At 65.4% G+C, this 19724-nt stretch carries 18 protein-coding genes; 13 read left to right on the forward strand and 5 right to left on the reverse strand.

Annotation, left to right across the window (positions count from 1 at the left end):
• Nucleotide 1: 1 nt before the first annotated feature.
• Nucleotides 2-250 carry a hypothetical protein gene (locus IB273_RS08790; protein WP_151188277.1) on the forward strand — a complete coding sequence of 83 codons (249 nt, stop codon included), beginning with the start codon at nucleotides 2-4 and terminating at the stop codon, nucleotides 248-250.
• Between the two features lie 47 nt (nucleotides 251-297).
• Here the strand turns inward: IB273_RS08790 and IB273_RS08795 are convergent, their stop codons facing one another.
• Both IB273_RS08795 and IB273_RS08800 read right to left on the reverse strand, forming a co-directional pair.
• A complete protein-coding gene (locus IB273_RS08795) occupies nucleotides 298-753 on the reverse strand; it encodes a hypothetical protein (protein ID WP_192223890.1) in 456 nt (151 codons plus the stop codon).
• Between the two features lie 297 nt (nucleotides 754-1050).
• The gene (locus tag IB273_RS08800) at nucleotides 1051-1926 is read right to left on the reverse strand and encodes a LysR substrate-binding domain-containing protein (protein ID WP_192209873.1); all 876 of its coding nucleotides are present in this window, start codon (nucleotides 1924-1926) and stop codon (nucleotides 1051-1053) included.
• 235 nt (nucleotides 1927-2161) lie between these two features.
• On the opposite strand from IB273_RS08800, the gene IB273_RS08805 reads away from it, so the two are divergent.
• The 9 genes from IB273_RS08805 to IB273_RS08845 all read left to right on the forward strand — a co-directional run bounded on the left by IB273_RS08805 (nucleotide 2162) and on the right by IB273_RS08845 (nucleotide 11954).
• Complete coding sequence (locus tag IB273_RS08805; RefSeq protein WP_225594712.1) at nucleotides 2162-3313, forward strand: hypothetical protein; 1152 nt, start codon at nucleotides 2162-2164, stop codon at nucleotides 3311-3313.
• 52 nt (nucleotides 3314-3365) lie between these two features.
• Entirely contained in the window at nucleotides 3366-4304 is a 939-nt protein-coding gene (locus tag IB273_RS08810) for a LysR substrate-binding domain-containing protein (protein WP_192223891.1), read from the forward strand.
• Between the two features lie 262 nt (nucleotides 4305-4566).
• The gene (gene aldA / locus IB273_RS08815) at nucleotides 4567-5988 is read left to right on the forward strand and encodes an aldehyde dehydrogenase (RefSeq protein ID WP_192223892.1); all 1422 of its coding nucleotides are present in this window, start codon (nucleotides 4567-4569) and stop codon (nucleotides 5986-5988) included.
• A 106-nt stretch (nucleotides 5989-6094) separates the two neighbouring features.
• Nucleotides 6095-7390, forward strand: a complete 1296-nt coding sequence (locus tag IB273_RS08820) for an MFS transporter (RefSeq protein WP_225610145.1) — start codon at nucleotides 6095-6097, stop codon at nucleotides 7388-7390.
• Nucleotides 7387-8604, forward strand: coding sequence for a mandelate racemase/muconate lactonizing enzyme family protein (locus IB273_RS08825; RefSeq protein WP_192223893.1), 1218 nt, complete (start codon nucleotides 7387-7389; stop codon nucleotides 8602-8604). Before IB273_RS08820 ends, IB273_RS08825 begins: the two co-directional genes overlap by 4 nt.
• Before the next feature lie 76 nt (nucleotides 8605-8680).
• Nucleotides 8681-10345, forward strand: a complete 1665-nt coding sequence (locus IB273_RS08830; RefSeq protein ID WP_192223894.1) for a GMC family oxidoreductase — start codon at nucleotides 8681-8683, stop codon at nucleotides 10343-10345.
• A 91-nt stretch (nucleotides 10346-10436) separates the two neighbouring features.
• A complete protein-coding gene (locus IB273_RS08835; RefSeq protein ID WP_138216007.1) occupies nucleotides 10437-11018 on the forward strand; it encodes a DJ-1/PfpI family protein in 582 nt (193 codons plus the stop codon).
• 33 nt (nucleotides 11019-11051) lie between these two features.
• A complete protein-coding gene (locus tag IB273_RS08840) occupies nucleotides 11052-11357 on the forward strand; it encodes a ribbon-helix-helix domain-containing protein (RefSeq protein WP_081516329.1) in 306 nt (101 codons plus the stop codon).
• 96 nt (nucleotides 11358-11453) lie between these two features.
• Entirely contained in the window at nucleotides 11454-11954 is a 501-nt protein-coding gene (locus IB273_RS08845; RefSeq protein WP_081516328.1) for a hypothetical protein, read from the forward strand.
• Nucleotides 11955-12023: 69 nt separating this feature from the next.
• Here the strand turns inward: IB273_RS08845 and IB273_RS08850 are convergent, their stop codons facing one another.
• Entirely contained in the window at nucleotides 12024-13547 is a 1524-nt protein-coding gene (locus tag IB273_RS08850; RefSeq protein ID WP_081516327.1) for a fumarate hydratase, read from the reverse strand.
• Nucleotides 13548-13821: 274 nt separating this feature from the next.
• Here IB273_RS08850 and IB273_RS08855 point away from each other — a divergent pair, with 274 nt between their 5' ends.
• From IB273_RS08855 to IB273_RS08865, 3 genes are all read left to right on the forward strand, one after another.
• Nucleotides 13822-14949, forward strand: a complete 1128-nt coding sequence (locus tag IB273_RS08855; RefSeq protein ID WP_192223895.1) for a sensor domain-containing diguanylate cyclase — start codon at nucleotides 13822-13824, stop codon at nucleotides 14947-14949.
• A complete protein-coding gene (locus tag IB273_RS08860) occupies nucleotides 14942-15880 on the forward strand; it encodes an iron-sulfur-binding ferredoxin reductase (protein WP_151188270.1) in 939 nt (312 codons plus the stop codon). Before IB273_RS08855 ends, IB273_RS08860 begins: the two co-directional genes overlap by 8 nt.
• A gap of 196 nt (nucleotides 15881-16076) precedes the next feature.
• Complete coding sequence (locus tag IB273_RS08865) at nucleotides 16077-16850, forward strand: enoyl-CoA hydratase-related protein (protein WP_151188269.1); 774 nt, start codon at nucleotides 16077-16079, stop codon at nucleotides 16848-16850.
• 310 nt (nucleotides 16851-17160) lie between these two features.
• Here the strand turns inward: IB273_RS08865 and pyk are convergent, their stop codons facing one another.
• Nucleotides 17161-18612, reverse strand: coding sequence for a pyruvate kinase (gene pyk, locus IB273_RS08870; protein WP_081516323.1), 1452 nt, complete (start codon nucleotides 18610-18612; stop codon nucleotides 17161-17163).
• 105 nt (nucleotides 18613-18717) lie between these two features.
• The gene (locus IB273_RS08875; protein ID WP_081516322.1) at nucleotides 18718-19626 is read right to left on the reverse strand and encodes a universal stress protein; all 909 of its coding nucleotides are present in this window, start codon (nucleotides 19624-19626) and stop codon (nucleotides 18718-18720) included.
• Nucleotides 19627-19724: the final 98 nt, after the last annotated feature.

Here is a 19724-nt window from a genome sequence, read left to right on the forward strand (position 1 = left end):
GATGGCACTGGCAGCTTCCCGCCGCCGCGGGGAGAAAATCCGCATCTTCCGTGGCGATGATGCAGGCGATGCAGAAATCCTCGCGGCGCTACGGGGCGAGGAATTGGCGGTGCGCGGCGATGGCGTTTGCACGTCGCTGTCTCGGCCGCCGATGAAAGGCGTGATGGTGCGTCTTTCTATTCGTGCTCCCCGCTGCATCGAGGTGTTGCGCGACGAGTCGATCGGCAAGTCGAAACTCCCCCGCATCTGACAATCCACCTGCGTAGGCGCCTCTCGGACGAGAGGCGCCTACGGTAATCAGCTTTGGGGAACGACACGCGCCCCGTTGCCACTCCCCTCGATGTACACCGCCATGCCTTGGTCGAGGTTGGGGTTCACCGGCTGGGTCACCGAGACCAGCACGCCGCTGCGCATGCGCACGATGACCTGCTGGGCTTCCTTGGGTTGGTCGTAAAGTTTCTTTTCCTCGTAGTCGCCACCCAGCGCTCCGCCCATTGCGCCAGCCACCATGGCTACGTCACTGCCCGTTCCGCCGCCAATCAGGCCGCCCAGTACTGCACCACCGATGCCTCCAAGCACGGCGCCGACGCCGCTGTCCTGGTTGCTCTGCATTTGCGTCAAGGTGATCTGCTCGATGCGCCCGCTGCGGATTGCAATCTCGCCCGGGCCGCCGTTACCGGCGTCGACCGTTGCGCAAGCGCTGAGGGAAAGGGCGAGCAGGGCGCTGACGAGCCAGGATGTTGCTGGTTTCATGTCTCTGTACCTCGAGAATTGCAGGCGCGCCCTCATTGGCATGCCTGTTTCCTGAGGTTAAGGGGATGCTTCCGGCGATGCTGCGGGGGGAGGTGAGTACAGGAAATGTCGCGGCAGACTCTAGGATGCTTCCGGCAGAACTGAGACGGGCGCAGTGTCAAGAATGGGCGTGCACGCCGGTCGAGGCATGCGGCAGAGGCTTCACGAGGGGCTCCGTTACTCCCGTCTCTGTCTTGGGCCAGGTCCTGGTGTTTCGTGAGTCAGGGCCTGGCTTTTTTTACGCTCGCGAAGGCAGCTTCACGGATTCCGCTCCACATTCAGCCAATGCTGGAAGCGCTCCACTTTCGACAGGCCCAGCTTGTCGCTGGCGATATCCAGCCAATAGCCGTAGGGGCCGATCACCTCGACCGGGGTGATCGGCAACAGGCTGCCGCTGGCCAGCTCCCTTTCGATCATCTGCCGGTCGATCACCGCCAGCCCACCCCCGGCGAGGGCCGTATGGATGACCTGGTCCAGGGTGCTGAATTCGATGCCGCTGGCGGCATCGACGTCGCTGCGGCCGACCGCTTCCAGCCAGTTTTCCCAGACCCGCAGGCGCTTGCCTTCGTGCAGGATGTGCAGCAGCGGGTGGTCGTGCAGTTCCGGCGGTTGTTCGCCGTCGAACAGCTCCGGGCTTGCCACGGCTATGTGGCGCTCCATCACCAGCAACTCGCTGTGGCAGTGGGGGGCCTGCTCCAGGCCGAAGCGGATGCGGCAATCCAGTTCGCCAGCACTGTCGTCGCCCTGCTGGTTGGTGATGCTCAGGCTGATGTCCGGATAGCGCTTGAGAAAGCTGCGCAGGCGCGGCGACAGCCAGCGTGTCCCCCAGGTCGGTGGCGCGAGGATACGCAGGCGCTGGCGCAGGTTGGGCACGCGTACGGCCTGCAGGGCGCGCTCCATCTGATCGAAGGCTTCACCCAGGTGCGGGGCGAGGGCGCTGCCGGCTTCGGTCAGTGTCAGGCCGCGTGGCGTGCGTAGGAAAAGGCTGATTCCGAGGTATTCCTCCAGTTGCTTGATCTGCCGGCTGACGGCTCCCTGGGTAACGTTCAGTGCATCGGCCGCCCGATTGAAACTGCGGTGGCGGGCTACTTCTTCGAAAACGCGGAGCATGGTCAGGGGCGGCAGGTTGCGCATGGCGGGGCCATCCGAAAGTACGCTCAAGGCGCGGGCTTTTTCGCCGATTCTAACGGTGGCGATGCCTTCGGAATATGCGTTTTTCTCGGGTTTGGACTGCGATTTAGTCGTTTGTGTGGCGGTTCGGCCAAGGGCTAGTTTCGGCCGCGCTCACGCACCGGGGAGCACCGGGCGCGGGCGATTCCAATAACGACAAGAAACCAGCCGAGGCACCTTCAACGTGGCCAGACTCCACCTGCCGTTCCTGCTTCCTGCACTCTTCGCCCTGAGCTCCACTGCCATCGCCGCGCCGGTGACCGACAACCTGGACATCGGCGGCGCCGTGCGCGCGCGCTGGGATCATGACCCGGACCGCGATATCGAGAAGTTTGGCATCGACACCGCGATGCTGCGCGTCACCTACACCTCCGACACCTGGATCGGCGCCGCGCGCTACCGCTGGTACGGCAAGGACTATCCCTACCAGTACACCCAGCACTTCGGTGACGTGAACTTCGCCGAGTACGCCTGGATCGGTTACAAGTTCGATCCGGATCGGCAGATCCAGGTCGGCCTCAACCAGATCCCCTTCGGTCTGCAACCCTTCTTCGGCAGCACCTTCTACGAGACCCTAGGCAACGTCATCGGCCTGGAAGACGTCAACGACGTGGGCGTGAAGTACATCCAGCAGCAGGGCGACTGGAACCTGCAGGTCGGCGCGTATAGCCGCCCCGCCTGGGAGGGCAACGGCACCAGCAACGGCACCACCTATTCCACCGTGGTGACTTCGGCGGATGGCTATGTCGGCGATGGTTCGCGCAACAAGGAGCGGCAGATCCTGGTCGGCCGCCTGGCGCGCTCGCTGCAACTGGGCGATTGGAAATCCGAAGTGGGCTTCTCGGCGCTGACCTCGCGCCTGGAGAACCAGGACACCGACGACAATGGCCGGCGCAACGCCTACGCCATTCACTATGCCGGGCAGAATGGCCCCTGGGGCGTGCAACTGCAGGCAGCGCGCCAGCAGATGTCGCCGCGCAATCCGGGGAGCGACGAAGTAGTCACATTCGGTGGGTACGACGGTACGTTCAACGTCGCCAGTCGCGGTAACCTGTATGTCGGAGACCTGAGCTACAGCATTCCGGGAAGTTTCCTCGATGGTTGGGTCAGCGGCGTGAAGGTCTATGGCAACTACAGCGCCTTCGACAAGTCCGCTGACGACTTCAAGACTTCGCAGCGCTTCATCCTCGGCACCTCCTTCTCGGTGAAGGCGGTGTACATCGCCGTGGAGTGGCTCAACGGTCGCAACGATCCGTACATCGGCGGCAGCAACTACACCCAGAGCCTGGCCGAAGGTGGCACCAGCCACTGGGAGAACCAGCTGTACGCGAATGTCGGCTATTACTTCTGATATTGCGCTGACAAGGCCCGCGCGGCAGAAGCCGCGGGGCAGGGAAGGGTGGGTGAAACGCAAGATTCCGGCGCTCAATGCGCTGAAAGCCTTCGAAGTGGCCGGCAGCACGGGGAGCTTTACCCGTGCGGCCGAGCTGCTCAACGTGACCCAGAGCGCGGTCAGCCGCCAGGTGCGTCAACTGGAGGAACAGCTGGGCGAGAGCCTGCTGGTGCGCCGGCATCATCACCTGGAGCTGACCGAGGCCGGGCGTGTACTGCTGCGTGCGCTGCAACTCTCGTTCGACCGCATCGAGCTGACAGTGCGCGGTATCCAGCAGCGCCACCACCTCAATCGCCTGCGGGTCAACGCGCCGCCCACCTTCGCCCTGCGCTGGCTGTTGCCGCGCCTGTCGCGCCTGCGCGAAGCGCACCCTGACCTGGAAGTGAGCCTGACCACCAACCTGCAGGACAGCCTTGCGCAGAGCAGCACGCTGGATTGCGCGATTCGTTTCGGCAATGGCGAATGGGACGGCCTGGACAGCTCGCTGCTGATGCACGAACGGCACATCGCAGTGTGCGCGCCCAGCCTGCTGGCGCAGCGCGAGGAGCAGGACATCGATCTGCGCAGCATGACTTTGCTGCATGTGCTGGCCCGCGACGACCAGCGCTTCCTGACCTGGCGACACTGGCTGGACGCGGCGAAGATCCAGGGCGTCGACCTGCAGGGTGGCTACGAATTCGACCTGTTGGACATGGCCATCCGCGCGGCCATCGACGGGCTGGGCATCACCATCGCCGACCGGCAGATGGTCGCCCGTGAGCTGGCGGTGGGGCAGTTGGTGCAGATGCTCGACGTCGAGGTGCAGGGGCACCAGTCCTACTGGTGGGTGAGCCGGCCGGAGCAGGAGTTGCCGTCCCACGTCCAGCGTTTCCATGAGTGGTTGCAGCAGGAGGTTTGGATGACCGAGCGCAACCTGGCGGGATCGGGCTCCGTCATCAGTCTTTCCTGAAAGAATCCGTCGTCATTTCCTGTAGGAAGTGGCGACTTTCCTGCGCGCACTAACCTGCGTTTTTTGCATGTTATGGCGGTTTATTAATCGCTTGTCGCGACTCGGGCGCCTGTCGAAACTTCGGCCAACCGATAACGACAAGAGTCACCTCCCTGCCTGCGCCGCGCCGCCTTGCCCGTCGCCTGCATGAGCCAGCCTGCACCTTGTCGTTGCGTGGGGCCGCCACCGGCCCGAAGCCTTGCTTGAACGACAGGACATGACCATGCGTACAGATCGAAACTTCATCGACGGCCGCTTCGCCGACGCCTCCTCCGCCCATATCGCCGTGTTCGACCCGGCGACCGAGCAGCAGGTCGCCCAGGTGCCGGCCGCGAACGAGGCCGATGTGCGCAACGCCGTCGAAGCCGCCGCCCGCGCCCAGCGCAGCTGGGCCCGCCTGCCGGCCATCGAGCGCGGCGAACACCTGCGCCGCTTCGCCGAAGCCCTGGAACGCAATGCCGATCGTATCGGCGCCGCCCTGGCCGCCGAGTCCGGCAAGAGCCTGGCCGACGCCAGTAGCGAAGCCTTCTACGCCGGCCAGATCACCCGCTACCACGCCGAATGGGCGCGTCGCATCGAAGGCGAAGTCATACCCAGCGACTCCACCGACGAAACCATCCTGCTGCAGCGCGAACCGATCGGCGTGGTCGCGGCGCTGATCCCGTTCAACTACCCGGTCTATACCTTCCTGCGCAAGGTCGCGCCGGCGCTGATCACCGGCAACACCGTGGTGGTGCGCCCGAGCAACAACACCCCGACTTCCGCCTTCGAGATCGCCCGTTGCGCCGAGGAAGCCGGCCTGCCCGCAGGCGTGCTGAACGTGCTGACCATGAATCACGACGTCGCCGCCGTGCTCTGCCAGCAGCCGCAGATCGGCCTGATCACCCTGACCGGCAGCGTCGGCGCCGGCCGTATCGTGCTCGACTACTGCAAGGCCAACATTGCCAAGCCGTCCCTGGAACTGGGCGGCAAGACCCCGGCGATCATCGAGGCGGACGCCGACCTGGAGAAGGCCGCCGCCGCCATCGTCGCTTCCAAGACGACCCACTGCGGCCAGCTTTGCACCGCCATCGAGCGCGTCTACGTGCAGGCCAGCGTGCATGACCGTTTCCTCGCCCTGCTGCGCGAGAAGATGGCCACCGTGCGCATCGGCAACCGTGCCGAGGACGCCAGCCTGATGGGCCCGCTGCAATACGGCCGCGCCCGTACCGACGTGCACGCCAAGGTCCAGCGCGCGCTGGCCGAAGGCGCCGTGCTGGAGTGCGGCGGCGTGCTGCCCGAGGGCGCCGGCCACTTCTACCCGGCGACCCTGCTCAGCGGCTGCCGCCAGGACATGGAGATCGTCCAGGAGGAAATCTTCGGCCCGGTGCTGCCGGTGCTGTCCTACGAGACCCTCGACGACGCGCTGGCCATGGCCAACGACCACCAGTTCGGCCTGTCCTCGGTGCTGTTCACCGAGAACTACCGCAACGCCATGAAGGTCGCCAACCACATCGAGGCTGGCGAGATCTACATCAACCGCACGCCCGCCGACCCCTACCAGGGCTTCCACGCCGGCTGGAAGCGCTCGGGCCTGGGCGGCGACGACGGCAAGCACGGGATGCTCGAGTTCACCCAGACGCGCCTCGTCGTCCTCAAGTTCTGATTCGCTGATCTGCTGATCCAACCCACGGGGCCCACTGCCTGGGCCCCGATACTCCCACCGCTGTTCCGACCAGTTGCCGGCGACCGAGCCGGCTGCGAGATGCATGATGAAAAAAACAATAAGTGCAGATGCCATGACCATGGCCGTGCCGGCTAACGCCAACCTCACCCGTTACATCCAGCTTGCCCTGCTCGTGCTTGCGGCGGGGGCGATCTATCCCATGCTGTATCTGCGCCAGGTGTACCAGAGCACCATGCTCGAGGCGCTGGCGATCAACAACAGCGAACTGGGCTACCTCTACTCGATCCTCGGCACCGCCTTCCTGCTCAGCTACCTGCCCAGCGGTTGGCTGGCCGACCGGTTTTCGCCGCGCTTCCTGATCAGCTTCTCGCTGATCGGCACCGGCCTGCTGGGCATGTGGTACGCGATGCTGCCGGGCTTCGACACGCTGCTGGTGATCTTCTGCGGCTTCGGCATCACCACCGGCCTGACCTTCTGGGCCGCGCTGATCAAGCGGGTGAAGATGCTCGCCGGTGAAGACGAGCAGGGCCGCTTCTTCGGCGTGCTCGACGGCGGCCGCGGGCTGGTCGAGGCGCTGCTGGCGACCATCGCCATCGCGCTGTTCGCCTACGTCACCGAGACCCGTGGCGAGAAGAACGCCCAGGGCCTGCAACTGGTCATCCATATGTACGCGATCTTCTGCATCGTGCTGGGCGCCGCACTGATGCTGGTGCGTGATCCGCAGAAGAACGGCAAGCAGTCCCGCGCCGAGAAGGGCAACCTGCTGGAAGACTTCCGCACCCTGCTGCGCATTCCCGAACTCTGGCTGGTCACCGCCATCGTCTTCTGCGGCTACCACTTCTTCTGGGCCACCTATAGCTTCTCGGCGTACCTGCAGGAAGGCGGCTTCGGCCTCTCCGCCACCGCTGCCGGCCTGATCACCACCATCAAGCTGTGGATGCGCCCGCTGGGTGGCATCGGCGGCGGCTGGCTGGGTGACCGTTTCACCCGCACCGGTGTGCTGACCTGGGCCATGCTCCTGGCCGCCCTGGGGATGATCGGCCTGATCGTGCTGCCGAGCCTGCATGTGCTCGGCGTGCTGATCTTCCTGGTGATCTTCATCGGCCTGATGACCTACGCCATCCGTGGCCTGTACTGGGCGATCCTCGATGACTGCCGCATCCCGCTGCGTGTCACCGGTCTGGCCATCGGCATCATCTCGGTGCTGGGTTACGCCCCGGACGCCTACCTGCCCCTGCTCAACGGCTACATCACCGACCGCTTCCCCGGCTTCGTCGGCTACCAGATCTACTTCTCCTACGTCGTGGTGATGGGCCTGCTGGGCGTGGTCGCCACCCTGATCCTGAACAAGCGCATCCAGAAGAGAGCGAAAAACGCATGAAGATCGTCTCCCTCGAAACCCATGTGGTCGCCGTCCCACCGCCCCACGTCGGCGGCATGTACTGGCTGTTCGTCAAGCTGAAGACCGACTGCGGCATCGAAGGCGTCGGCGAGATCTACGCCGCCACCTTCCATCCCCGGGTGATGGTGCCGGCCATCGAGGACGTGTTCGGCCGCTACCTGGAGAACCAGGACCCGCACCACATCGAGCGCTTCTTCCGTCGCGCCTATTCGAGCGGTTTCACCCAGCGCCCCGACCTGACCATGATGGGCATCGTCAGCGGCCTGGAAATGGCCTGCTGGGACATCATCGGCAAGGCCGCGAACAAGCCGGTGTACGAGTTGCTCGGCGGCAAGGTCCACGAGCGCCTGCGCTCCTACACCTACCTGTACCCGAAGAACGCCCAGGGCGAATACGACTACTCCGACCCGGACCTGGCGGCCGAGTGCGCCATCGAGAACATGAAGCTTGGCTTCACCGCGCTGAAGTTCGACCCGGCCGGCCCCTACACCGCGTTCTCCGGCCACCAGGTGTCGCTGGAAGTGCTGGATCGCTGCGAGACGTTCTGCCGCAAGATCCGCGAATCGGTGGGCAACCAATGCGACCTGCTGTTCGGCACCCACGGGCAGATGGTGCCGTCCTCGGCCATCCGCCTGGCGAAGCGCCTGGAGAAGTACGACCCGCTGTGGTTCGAGGAGCCGATCCCGCCGGGCCAGGAAGACGCCATGGGCCAGGTCGCTGCCAAGACCAGCATCCCGATCGCCACCGGCGAGCGCCTGACCACCAAGTACGAGTTCTTCAAGCTGCTGCAGGCCGGCGGCGCGTCGATCCTGCAGATGAACGTCGGCCGCTGCGGCGGCCTGCTCGAAGGCAAGAAGATCGCCTCCATGGCCGAAGCCTTCTATGCCCAGATCGCCCCGCACCTCTACAACGGCCCCATTGGCGCGGCAGCGAGTTTCCAGCTGGCGGCCTGCACGCCGAACTTCCTGATCCAGGAAAGCATCGGCACCTGGGACGGCTTCCACGCGCAGGTGCTGAAGAAGCCGCTGCAGTGGGAAGACGGCTACATCATCCCGTCCAGCGAGCCCGGCCTTGGCGTCGAGCTGAACATGGACGTGGTCCGCGCCCACAGCCCCTACACCGGCGAACGCCTGCACCTGCAGATGGGCCCGGACCCCGTCGACGTGAAAGACAACGCACCGGCCAAAGGCTGATGCCGGACCCGTCCTCGTCCTTTTCTTCAAAGAAAGGAGAGGGCGGGGTTCTACCCAATACCGCGGTACGCATTCCATGAAATACGACTACATCATCGTCGGCGCCGGTTCCGCCGGCTGCATCCTCGCCGCCCGCCTGAGCGAATCGGGCGAACACAGCGTCCTGCTGCTGGAGGCCGGCGGCAAGGACAGCTCGCACTGGTTCAAGATCCCGGTGGGCTTCGCCAAGCTCTACTACAACCCGACCTTCAACTGGATGTACTACAGCCAGCCGCAGAAGCAGCTCGCCAACCGCGAACTCTATGCGCCGCGCGGCAAGGTGCAGGGTGGTTCGGGCTCGATCAACGCGATGATCTACGTGCGCGGCCAGGCCCATGACTTCGATGACTGGGCGGCCAACGGCAACGAAGGCTGGTCGTTCAGGGACGTGCTGCCGTACTTCCGCAAGCTGGAATCGCACCCGCTGGGCAACACCGAGTACCACGGCGCCAACGGTCCGATCCGGATCACGCCCATGAAGGGGCACACCCACCCGATCTGCGACCGCTTCCTCGAAGGCTGCCAGGAGCTGGGCTACCCGCTGAGCGAGGACTTCAACGGCAAGGACTTCGAAGGCGCCGGTCTCTACGACGTCAACACGAAGAATGGCCAGCGCTGTTCCAGCAGCTTCGCCTACCTGCACCCGGCGCAGAACCGCGCCAACCTCACCATCGAGCGCAACGCGCTGGTGGAGCGCGTGCTGTTCGACGAGAGCAAGCGCGCCATCGGCGTGAGCGTGAAGCAGAGCGGCGTGCAGCGGGAATTCCATGCCCAGCGCGAAGTCATCCTCGCCGCCGGCGCGGTGGATTCGCCCAAGTTGCTGCAGCTGTCCGGCGTCGCCGACCGCGAGCTGCTGGACGAGCACAAGATTGCGCAGGTCCACGAGCTGCCGGCAGTGGGCAAGAACCTGCAGGACCACCTCTGCGTCAGCTACTACTACAAGGCCAGTATCCGCACCCTGAACGACGACTTCGGCTCGCTGTTCGGCCAGGCCAGGCTGGGCCTTGAATACCTGCTGACCCGCAAGGGCCCGCTGTCGATGAGCGTGAACCAGAGCGGCGGCTTCTTCCGCAGCGACGACGCGCTGGAACACCCGAACCTGCAGCTGTACTTCAATCCGCTGTCTTACCAGATTCCCAAGAGCAACAAGGCCAGCCTGAAACCCGAGCCGTATTCGGGCTTCCTGCTCTGCTTCAACCCGTGCCGGCCGACCAGCCGCGGGGAAATCCGCATCGCCTCGAAGAACCCGGCCGATGCCGCACTGATCGACCCGAACTACCTGAGCACGCAGAAGGACATCGACGAGGCCATCCAGGGCAGCCACCTGATCCGCAAGATCATGAACGCGCCGGCGCTGAAGAAAATTACCGTCGAGGAAGTGCTGCCGGGCCCGGCCACCCAGTCCGACGAGCAGATGCTGCAGTATTTCCGCGAGAACTGCGGCTCGATCTACCACCTGTGCGGCAGCTGCGCCATGGGCAGCGACCCGCAGACCTCGGTGGTGGACAACCGCCTGCGCGTGCATGGCCTCAAGGGGCTGCGCGTGGTCGATGCGTCGATCTTCCCCAACGTCACCTCCGGCAACACCAACGCCGCTGTGATGATGGTGGCGGAGAAGGGCGCCGACCTGATCCTCGAGGACGCCCGTCAGGTCGCCGAGCAGCGCCCGAGCACCAGGCCCGCGCAGCGCGTGGCGGTGTAGTAGCGGCGTATTACCCGCTGCCTGCGTGACTGACTAAGCTCTCCCGCATGCCCGGCCACCATGGCCGGGCCCTGCCGGGAGGATGCCCCAGATGGCCGCGAAGAAGATCCTGATGCTGGTCGGCGACTACGCCGAAGACTACGAAACCATGGTGCCGTTCCAGGCCCTGCTGATGGTCGGGCACACCGTCCATGCCGTCTGCCCGGACAAGAAGGCCGGCCAGAGCATCCGTACCGCCATCCACGATTTCGAAGGCGACCAGACCTACAGCGAGAAGCCCGGTCACAACTTCGCCCTTAATGCCAACTTCGCCGATGTGCGCGCCGAAGACTACGACGCGCTGCTGATCCCCGGCGGCCGCGCCCCGGAATACCTGCGCCTGAACGCGAAAGTTATCGAACTGGTGAAAGCCTTCGACGCCGCGAAAAAGCCCATCGCCGCTGTCTGCCACGGTGCCCAGCTGCTGGCCGCTGCCGGTGTGCTCAAGGGCCGCGCCTGCAGCGCCTACCCGGCCTGCGGCCCGGAAGTGACGCTGGCCGGTGGCGAGTACGTGGACATCCCGGTGGACGCGGCCCATGTCGACGGCAACCTGGTCACCGCCCCGGCCTGGCCGGCGCACCCCGCCTGGCTGGCGAAATTCCTCGACGTGCTGGGCACGAAGATCAGCCTGTAAACTGGCCCGACATCGAAGCAGGAGCAGCCGTCCATGTGCGAACTCTACGTAAAGGCCGACCCGATTCTCTACGAGTCGCGTTCGCGCTCGCTGCGCATCCGTGGCGTGGTCACCACGCTGCGCCTGGAGAACCAGTTCTGGGACATCCTGCGCGAGATTGCCGAAGTGGACGGCATGACCACCAACCAGCTGATCACCAAGCTCTACGACGAGGTGATGGACTACCGCGGGGAGGTGGTGAACTTCGCCTCCTTCCTGCGCGTGAGCTGCACGCGCTTCCTCGCCCAGCGCCGCGACAAGGTGACGGAACTGAGCCTGGTAGCGCGCAGCGCGTCCTGATTCGGCCTTTGCTCACGGCGTTTGCCGAATAGTCCGATCCCGGAGGTCGGTGCGGTCTTTCTAGACTGCGCCGTTGCCAGATTCCGGGAGTGTCCCATGCCATCCAGTACCCGCTCGCTTTTCCTCTGCGCCTTGCTGGCGGGAGGCATGGTCGGCCTGTCGATCGCCGAGCCCAGCTCCGCGGAGCGCGAAGCCATCACGGCCTATCAGCAGAATGCCTTCGTCGAGCAACTGCGCGATATCCAGGAGTCCGCCGGCTTTGCCGTGCCCGTCGAAGTGGACTGGGAGAGCATCGCCCTGCCGGGGCAGGCCGCTCACTATGGGGCCGAGGATTATTGGACCAACGTGTACTTCGTGCCGCTGGCCGAGGCGCTGGAGATGCTGACCTCCTACGACCAGGGCAAACAGGCGGTACAAGGCAAGCTGAAACGTGTCGTGGTGCGCTACGACGCCAGTCGCGCCCCAGCGGACGGCTACCGCGACAAGGTAGCCCTGGACGCGGGAGTGCTCCGCATCAATTTCAAGCCTGCTTCAGCGGCCGAGGAAATCGAGGAGCGCACCGAGGCCATCCAGTCCGCTCTGGAAACCGCCCTCTGACAGCGAGCGGCCAGACATGAAAAAGCCCGGCACTTGGCCGGGCTTTTTCAGGGAGCGGTCATGCAGTGATCACTGCACTTCCACTGCCAGGCTCTCGGCGATCTTCTTCTGCCAGATGGCCGGGCCGGTGATGTGCACCGACTCGCCATTGGTGTCGACCGCAACGGTCACCGGCATGTCTTTGACTTCGAACTCGTAGATCGCTTCCATGCCCAGTTCGGCGAAGGCGAGGACCTTGGACTTCTTGATCGCCTGGGCGACCAGATAGGCGGCGCCGCCCACGGCCATCAGGTAGACGGCCTTGTTGTCCTTGATTGCCTCGATGGCGATCGGGCCGCGCTCGGACTTGCCGATCATGCCCAGCAGACCAGTGGTCTCGAGGATCTGGCGGGTGAACTTGTCCATCCGGGTCGCGGTGGTCGGGCCGGCCGGGCCAACCACTTCGTCACCGACCGGATCGACCGGGCCGACGTAGTAGATGAAGCGGCCCTTGAGGTCCACCGGCAGTTCTTCGCCCTTGTTCAGCATGTCGACCATGCGCTTGTGCGCGGCGTCGCGGCCGGTGAGCATCTTGCCGTTGAGCAGGATGGTCTCGCCCGGCTTCCAGCTCTGGACTTCTTCCGGGGTGATGCTGTCGAGGTTGACGCGGCGCGCGGACGGGCCGGCTTCCCAGACGATTTCCGGGTACGCGTCCAGGGACGGCGCTTCCAGTTCGGCCGGGCCCGAGCCGTCGAGCACGAAGTGTGCGTGACGGGTGGCGGCGCAGTTGGGGATCATGCAGACCGGCAGCGAGGCGGCGTGGGTCGGGTAGTCCATGATCTTCACGTCGAGCACTGTGGTCAGGCCGCCCAGGCCCTGGGCACCGATGCCCAGCTGGTTGACCTTCTCGAACAGCTCGAGGCGCATTTCCTCGATCTTGTTCTGCGGGCCGCGGGCTTTCAGCTCGTGGATGTCGATCTCGTCCATCAGGACTTCCTTCGCCATCACCGCGGCCTTCTCGGCGGTACCGCCGATGCCGATGCCGAGCATGCCCGGCGGGCACCAGCCGGCGCCCATGGTCGGAACGGTCTTCAGGACCCAGTCGACGATCGAGTCGGACGGGTTGAGCATGGCCATCTTCGACTTGTTCTCGGAGCCGCCGCCCTTGGCTGCGACGTCCACTTCCACGGTGTTGCCGGGGACGATGGAGTAGTGGATCACCGCCGGGGTGTTGTCCTTGGTGTTCTTACGCGCGCCGGCCGGGTCGGCCAGGATGGAGGCGCGCAGGACGTTCTCCGGCAGGTTGTAGGCGCGACGCACGCCTTCGTTGATCATGTCGTCGACGCTCATGGTGGCGCCGGCCCAGCTCACTTCCATGCCGACGCGGACGAATACGGTGACGATACCGGTGTCCTGGCAGATCGGGCGATGACCAGTGGCGCACATGCGCGAGTTGATCAGGATCTGCGCCATCGAGTCCCGGGCAGCCGGCGACTCTTCGCGCAGGTAGGCCTCATGCATGGCCTGGATGAAGTCAACCGGGTGGTAGTAGGAGATGAACTGCAGGGCATCGGCGACGCTCTGGATCAGGTCGTCTTGCTTGATCACGGCCATGGAGCACGGTCCTCTTCAGGCAGGAAAGTCAGGCGGGTAAGACAGGCTCTCGCCTGTTACATCGGGGTTTCGCCGACACGGCTGCGGCGAAAAAAGGCGCCATAGTATAGCGCTGCGGCCGCTTGCCGCGCACTCGCCAGTGATCCGACCTTGGTCCCAGATAGCCCGCTGCTGTTCTGAAAGAGATCGCTGACCGCCCACATTCCGATCGGCTAGGCACTGGGGCGCTTTGATAGTAGAGTGAAGGCCAGGTGCCATTACGGGACGGAGCCCCATGAGCACGCTGAAACCACCTCTGAAGCAGCACGCCTTACAAAAACTACTCATCAGGCGATTCGGCATGGCCCTCGGGACCTATGCGCTGGCGCTTCTGTTGTTGTGGTTGGCCGTTTTCGGCGAGTTCTACCGCGCCCCCGTCAGCTTCGCCCTGACCTGCACGCTGCTGGTCGCCGGCAGCCAGCTGGTGTTCGCCTGGCTGTTCTTCAGCGGGCGCAACCAGCGTTTCACCGACCCGAGCATGACCGAGCCACAGGTGCTGGTGGCGCTGGTCTGGAACACCCTGTTCCTGGCCAACGTCGATACTGCGCGCGGCACGCTGATGGTGCTCTATGTGCTGATCCTGCTGTTCGGCGTGTTCCAGTTGCAGCCAAGGGTATTCGCCCGCTGCGCCGCGCTGGCCTTCATTGCCTTCGCTGGCCTGAACCTCCACGAAGCCTTCCAGCAGCGCCTGCAACTGCCGGCCCAGGCGGTCCTGCAACTGCTGGTGCTGTTCATCGTGCTTACCTGGCTGAGCCTGTTCGCCGGTTACGTGCAGTCGTTGCGCCAGCGCATGCGCCAGCGCCGCTATGCGCTGCAGGCGCACCAGGACACCCTGCGCGGCATGATGCGCCAGCTCGAAGACCTGGTGGCCACCGACGAGCTCACCGGGCTGTTCAACCGCCGGCACTTCATCCGCCTGGCCGGTCGTGCGCTGGAAGAAATGCACCCCGGCCAGCGCCACGGCCTGGCGCTGATCGACCTGGACCACTTCAAGCGCATCAACGATGTCCACGGCCATGCCGCCGGTGACCGCGTGCTGCAGACCTTCGCCGCCGTGGCGCGGGCCTGCCTGCGCGAAGGCGACGTGCTGGCGCGCTACGGCGGCGAAGAATTCGTCCTGCTGCTGCCCAACGCCGACGCCGATCGCCTGACCACCTGCTGCGAACGCCTGCGGATGGCCTATTCGGCGGCGGAACCGGTGGGCGTGAACATCGAAACCCTGAGCCTGTCGGCGGGTATGACCCTGCTCGACGCCAACGACGATCTCGACGAGGCCTTGCAACGGGCCGACCAGGCGCTCTACCGTGCGAAACGCAGCGGACGCAACCGCTGCGATGCCGCATGGGAGTGGACGCGTGCCTGAGATACAGGCCGGATCGCAACGCTTTTCGGTCAGCCCCGGAGTCAACCTGCTCGATGCCCTGCGCGGCGCCGGCATCGCCGTGCCTTACAGCTGCCGGGCCGGCAGTTGCCACGCCTGCCTGGTGCGCTGCACCCGTGGCGAGGTGCTGGATGCCTTGCCCGAGGCGCTGGATTCCGTGCGCCGCGCGGAGGGCTGGCGACTGTCCTGCCAGTGCCGGGTGATCGAGGACCTCTCGCTGGAAACCTTCGACCCGCAGCGCGATGGCCTGCCCGCCACGGTCACTGAACTGGACTGGCCGGCGCCGGACGTGCTGCGCCTGCGCCTCGCCCCGCAACGCCCGTTGCGCTACAGCGCTGGTCAGCACCTGATCCTCTGGAGCGCCGAAGGCGTCGCGCGGCCCTATTCCCTGGCCAGCGTGCCGGGCCTCGACCCCTGGCTCGAATTCCACATCGACTGCCGCGAGCGTGGCGCCTTCGCCGATTTCGCCCGTGGCCTGAAGGTCGGCGATGGCCTGCGCCTGGGCGAGTTGCGGGGCGGCGCGCTGCACTACGACCCGGAATGGCACGAGCGGCCGCTGCTGCTGATGGCTTCGGGCACCGGCCTGGCGCCGCTCTGGGGCGTCCTGCGCGAAGCGCAGCGGCAGCATCACAGCGGGCCGATCCGCGTCATTCACCAGGCTCATGACCACGCCGGCCATTATCTGGCCGAGCCCCTGCAATCCCTGGCCGCCAGCCACCCTGAGCTGGACGTGACGCTGATGACCACGGCCGAGTCGGCCGAGGTTTTGGCGCAACTCCGGCTTGTTTCGCGGCGAACCCTCGCCTTACTCTGCGGCCATCCTGCCAGCGTCGATGCCTTCGCCCGCCGCCTCTACCTCTGCGGCGTGCCCCGTGGCCAGACGCTGGCTGACCTGTACCTGCCCCACGCCTGAGAGCCATTTGAACACCTGCTGCGCGTCGGCATGACTGCGTTGGAACCAGGCTCGTGCGCGAGTCCGATGAAAATGCTTATTTACGCGATGTAAACTCCGCTTTTTCAGCCTGGTTCCGCCTTGTTCTGCTTTAGCTCGCGAGGTGTTGAAAAGGCTCTGAAGCGGTCCCACCCTTCAATAAGAACAAGGAATTGCCATGAGCGAACAGATTCTCGTCGAGCGCGAAGAGGGCCTGCTGACCCTGCGCCTGAACCGTCCGGACAAGATGAACGCGCTGACCCGCAGCATGTATGCCGGTCTCGCCGATGCGCTGGAAGCGGCGCAGGAGGATCGTTCGGTGCGCGTGGTGCTGATCACCGGCAACGCCGAGTGCTTCACCAGCGGCAACGACATCGTCGACTTCCTCCAGGAGCCGCCGAGCGGCCCGGACAGCGCGGTGTTCCGCTTCATGCGCGCGCTGATGGAATTCACCAAGCCGGTGGTCGCCGCCGTCGCCGGCCCGGCCGTGGGCATCGGCACCACGCTGCTGCTGCACTGCGACCAGGTGTTCATCGCCAGGGGCGCCAAGCTGAAGATGCCCTTCGTCAACCTGGGCCTGTGCCCGGAATTTGGCTCCAGCTTCCTGGTGCCGCGACTGGTCGGCCCGGTGAAGGCTTCCAGCCTGCTGCTGCGCGGCGAAGGTTTCACCGGCGAGCAGGCCGTGGCCTACGGCATCGCCAACGAGGCGCTGGCAGACGGCGCGGCCGCGCTGGAGCGTGCCCGCGAGGTTTGCCAGGCCTTCCAGCAACTGCCGCCGGCCGCGGTGGCGCTGAGCAAGCGCCTGCTGAAAGCGCCCTTCATCGAGGAACTGCGCCGCGTGGTGGCGGAGGAAGGCCAGCACTTCGTGCAGCGTCTGCATTCGCCGGAAGCCCACGAAGCGCTGAGTGCCTTCACCCAGCGCCGCCAGCCGGATTTCTCCAAGTTCCTCTGAGCGGCTCGCTCACGGCGTACAACCGCGAGCGGTTGTACGCCCCGCTTATGTAGGATGGGTATCGCTGCGCTCCACGCCATCCTGCGTCGTTCCCTGGGTCACTCTGGTAGGGCGAATAACGCGCCAGCGTTATCCGCCGTGGGATGGCCGGGTTGCCCACACAATCTGTGGAACGCGCTGTGGATAAGCTTGGGGCCAAGGTGCCGAAGCCGCATGGCGCCGGGCTTTCAGCCGATTGGTTGCCCTTTGAGCAACCGTAAAAGGAAAAGGCCGCCCGAGGGCGGCCTTTTCTTTTTCAGCTACAGCAGGATCAGACCAGCAGGTCGCCCACGTGCAGCACCTTCATGGTGTTGGTGCCGCCCTGGGCGGTGTAGCTGTCGCCCTTGGTCAGGATCACCCAGTCACCCTTGGTCACCACGCCACGCTGCAGCAGCGCGTCGACGGCTTCCTGGCTGACACGCTCCGGCGGCAGGGCGGCCGGGTCGAACGGGATGGTCTCCACGCCACGGAACAGCGCCACGCGGGCCTGGGTTTCGCGGTGCGGGGAGTAGGCGAAGATCGGTACCGAGGAGCGGATGCGCGACATGATCAGCGGGGTGTAACCGCTTTCGGTCAGGCAGATGATCGCCTTGATGCCCGGGAAGTGGTTGGCGGTGTACATGGCCGCCAGGGCGATGCTCTCGTCGCAGCGCTCGAAGGTCTGGCCCAGGCGGTGGCTGGACTTCTTGGTGGTCGGGTGCTTCTCGGCGCCGGCGCAGATGCGTGCCATGGCCTTGACCGCTTCCACCGGGTATTCGCCAGCGGCGGATTCGGCCGAGAGCATCACCGCGTCGGTGTAGTCGAGCACGGCGTTGGCCACGTCGGAGACTTCCGCGCGGGTCGGCATCGGGTTCTGGATCATCGACTCCATCATCTGGGTCGCGGTGATCACCGCCTTGTTGTAGCGGCGCGCGTGCAGAATGATCTTCTTCTGGATGCCCACCAGCTCGGCGTCGCCGATTTCCACGCCGAGGTCACCACGGGCAACCATCACCGCGTCGCTGGCACGGATCAGGCCGTCCAGGGCTTCGTCGTCGGCCACGGCTTCGGCGCGTTCGATCTTGGCCACCAGCCAGGCGGTGCCGCCGGCTTCGGTGAGCAGGCTGCGGGCGTATTCCATGTCCTTGGCGTCACGCGGGAAGGACACGGCGACGTAGTCCAGGTCCATGCTCGCGGCCAGCTTGATATCGGCCTTGTCCTTCTCGGTCAGGGCCGGCGCGGTGAGGCCGCCGCCACGGCGGTTGATGCCCTTGTGGTCGGACAGCGGGCCGCCGATCAGCACTTCGCAGACCAGTTCGTCCGCCTTCACTTCCTTGACCGCCATGACCACGCGGCCGTCATCCAGCAGCAGCTCGTCACCGATGCCGCAGTCCTTGACCAGGTCCGGGTAGTCGATGCCCACGACCTGCTGGTTGCCTTCGGTACGCGGGTGGCTGGTGGAGAAGCGGAAGGTGTCGCCGACGGCCAGTTCGATGCGCTTGTTGGCAAACTTGGCGATACGGATCTTGGGACCCTGCAGGTCGCCCAGCAGCGCCACGAAGCGACCGTGCTTGGCGGCGATGTCGCGCACCAGCTGGGCGCGCGCGCGGTGTTCGTCGGGAGTGCCGTGGGAGAAGTTCAGACGGGCGACGTCGATCCCGGCGAGGATCAGCTGTTCCAGGACTTCGGGGGAATTGCTGGCTGGGCCGAGGGTGGCGACGATCTTGGTGCGGCGAAGGGACATGCGGGACTCCTAGGGGAAAGCAGCGGTCAGGCCGCCGCCGGAGCAGGTCCGGAGCGGCCAGGGCGCCATCTTACTCTCTTCAGGTGACTCTTTCAGGTAGCTCTCTCAGGTGCGGGGCCGGATCACCAGCAGATCGCATTCGACTTCCTCGAAGACCCGCTCGGCGGTCTGGCCGATCAGCGCGTTGTCGAGCTGCCCACGGGCGACGGCGCCCATCAGCAGCAGGTCGATGGCGTGGTCCTTTACGTAGGCCGGGATCACTTCCTCGGCGAAGCCCTGGCCCAGCAACGTGCGCTGGCGATCGATCTGCGGGTAGTGCGCGAGCAGGGCGTCGAAGGCTTCGCGGTGGTGGGCTTCGGTGCGCAGCACGTAGTTATCGTAGTCGGCCAGCAGCTCGGCGTTGAACGCGAGGGTGCGCGGCACGGCCATGTAAGCGTGCAGGTAGTGGGCGTCGAGCTGCAGGCGCTGCTCCAGTTCGCGGGCTACCGTGATCAGCCGATGATCCAGCGTGGCCGGGGTATCGCCGGCGTGCAGCGGGTCGACGGCGGCGCACAGGTTCTTCCCCGACCATTCGCCGTGCTGCACCAGCCACAGCGGCTGCGGGCAATGGCGGATCAGCTGCCAGTCGTTGTTGGTGAGGAACAGGCGCTTGAGCAGGTTGTGGTGATGCGCGGACTTGAGTACCAGATCGGGCGTGGTCTGCTCGCAGTGGAGAACCACCTGGTGGTGCAGGGACTTGCCCCAGCGCACCTGGCAGTGCACGTCGAGACCTGCCTCGCGCAGTGGCGCGGCCAGTTGCTGCAACCAGGCCAGGCGTTCGTCCAGCAGGTTGCGCTGGGCGGCATCGAGGTCGCCGCGGTCCAGTAACAGGGCGTTGTCCAGCGCCGGGTTGTACTCGCAGGCCAGCAGTTCCAGGCGTGCGCCGCAGCGCTGGGCGATCCAGCGGGCGCGGGTGAGGGCAGGCTGATCCGTGCGGGTCGGGTCGATGATGACGAGCAGGTGCTGCAGCTTCATGGCGGAGTCCTCGCTTGCTCTGCGCTTATTGCAGAGCAAGCGTAGACACTGCCGCCCGCCGCGCGTCTTGACGTGGCTCAGCGGTGCGCGGGCTTTGC

It is taken from the genome of Pseudomonas sp. PDM19 (assembly GCF_014852215.1).
Taxonomy (GTDB): Bacteria; Pseudomonadota; Gammaproteobacteria; order Pseudomonadales; family Pseudomonadaceae; genus Pseudomonas.

Excerpts from the sequence above, each read along its gene's own strand:
- IB273_RS08790 (WP_151188277.1), top strand. The coding sequence starts at position 2 with ATGGCACTGGCAGCTTCCCGCCGCCGCGGGGAGAAAATCCGCATCTTC.
- IB273_RS08795 (WP_192223890.1), bottom strand. The coding sequence starts at position 753 with ATGAAACCAGCAACATCCTGGCTCGTCAGCGCCCTGCTCGCCCTTTCC.
- IB273_RS08800 (WP_192209873.1), bottom strand. The coding sequence starts at position 1,926 with ATGCGCAACCTGCCGCCCCTGACCATGCTCCGCGTTTTCGAAGAAGTA.
- aldA (WP_192223892.1), top strand. The coding sequence starts at position 4,567 with ATGCGTACAGATCGAAACTTCATCGACGGCCGCTTCGCCGACGCCTCC.
- IB273_RS08820 (WP_225610145.1), top strand. The coding sequence starts at position 6,095 with ATGAAAAAAACAATAAGTGCAGATGCCATGACCATGGCCGTGCCGGCT.
- IB273_RS08825 (WP_192223893.1), top strand. The coding sequence starts at position 7,387 with ATGAAGATCGTCTCCCTCGAAACCCATGTGGTCGCCGTCCCACCGCCC.
- IB273_RS08830 (WP_192223894.1), top strand. The coding sequence starts at position 8,681 with ATGAAATACGACTACATCATCGTCGGCGCCGGTTCCGCCGGCTGCATC.
- IB273_RS08835 (WP_138216007.1), top strand. The coding sequence starts at position 10,437 with ATGGCCGCGAAGAAGATCCTGATGCTGGTCGGCGACTACGCCGAAGAC.
- IB273_RS08840 (WP_081516329.1), top strand. The coding sequence starts at position 11,052 with ATGTGCGAACTCTACGTAAAGGCCGACCCGATTCTCTACGAGTCGCGT.
- IB273_RS08845 (WP_081516328.1), top strand. The coding sequence starts at position 11,454 with ATGCCATCCAGTACCCGCTCGCTTTTCCTCTGCGCCTTGCTGGCGGGA.
- IB273_RS08850 (WP_081516327.1), bottom strand. The coding sequence starts at position 13,547 with ATGGCCGTGATCAAGCAAGACGACCTGATCCAGAGCGTCGCCGATGCC.
- IB273_RS08855 (WP_192223895.1), top strand. The coding sequence starts at position 13,822 with ATGAGCACGCTGAAACCACCTCTGAAGCAGCACGCCTTACAAAAACTA.
- IB273_RS08865 (WP_151188269.1), top strand. The coding sequence starts at position 16,077 with ATGAGCGAACAGATTCTCGTCGAGCGCGAAGAGGGCCTGCTGACCCTG.
- pyk (WP_081516323.1), bottom strand. The coding sequence starts at position 18,612 with ATGTCCCTTCGCCGCACCAAGATCGTCGCCACCCTCGGCCCAGCCAGC.
- IB273_RS08875 (WP_081516322.1), bottom strand. The coding sequence starts at position 19,626 with ATGAAGCTGCAGCACCTGCTCGTCATCATCGACCCGACCCGCACGGAT.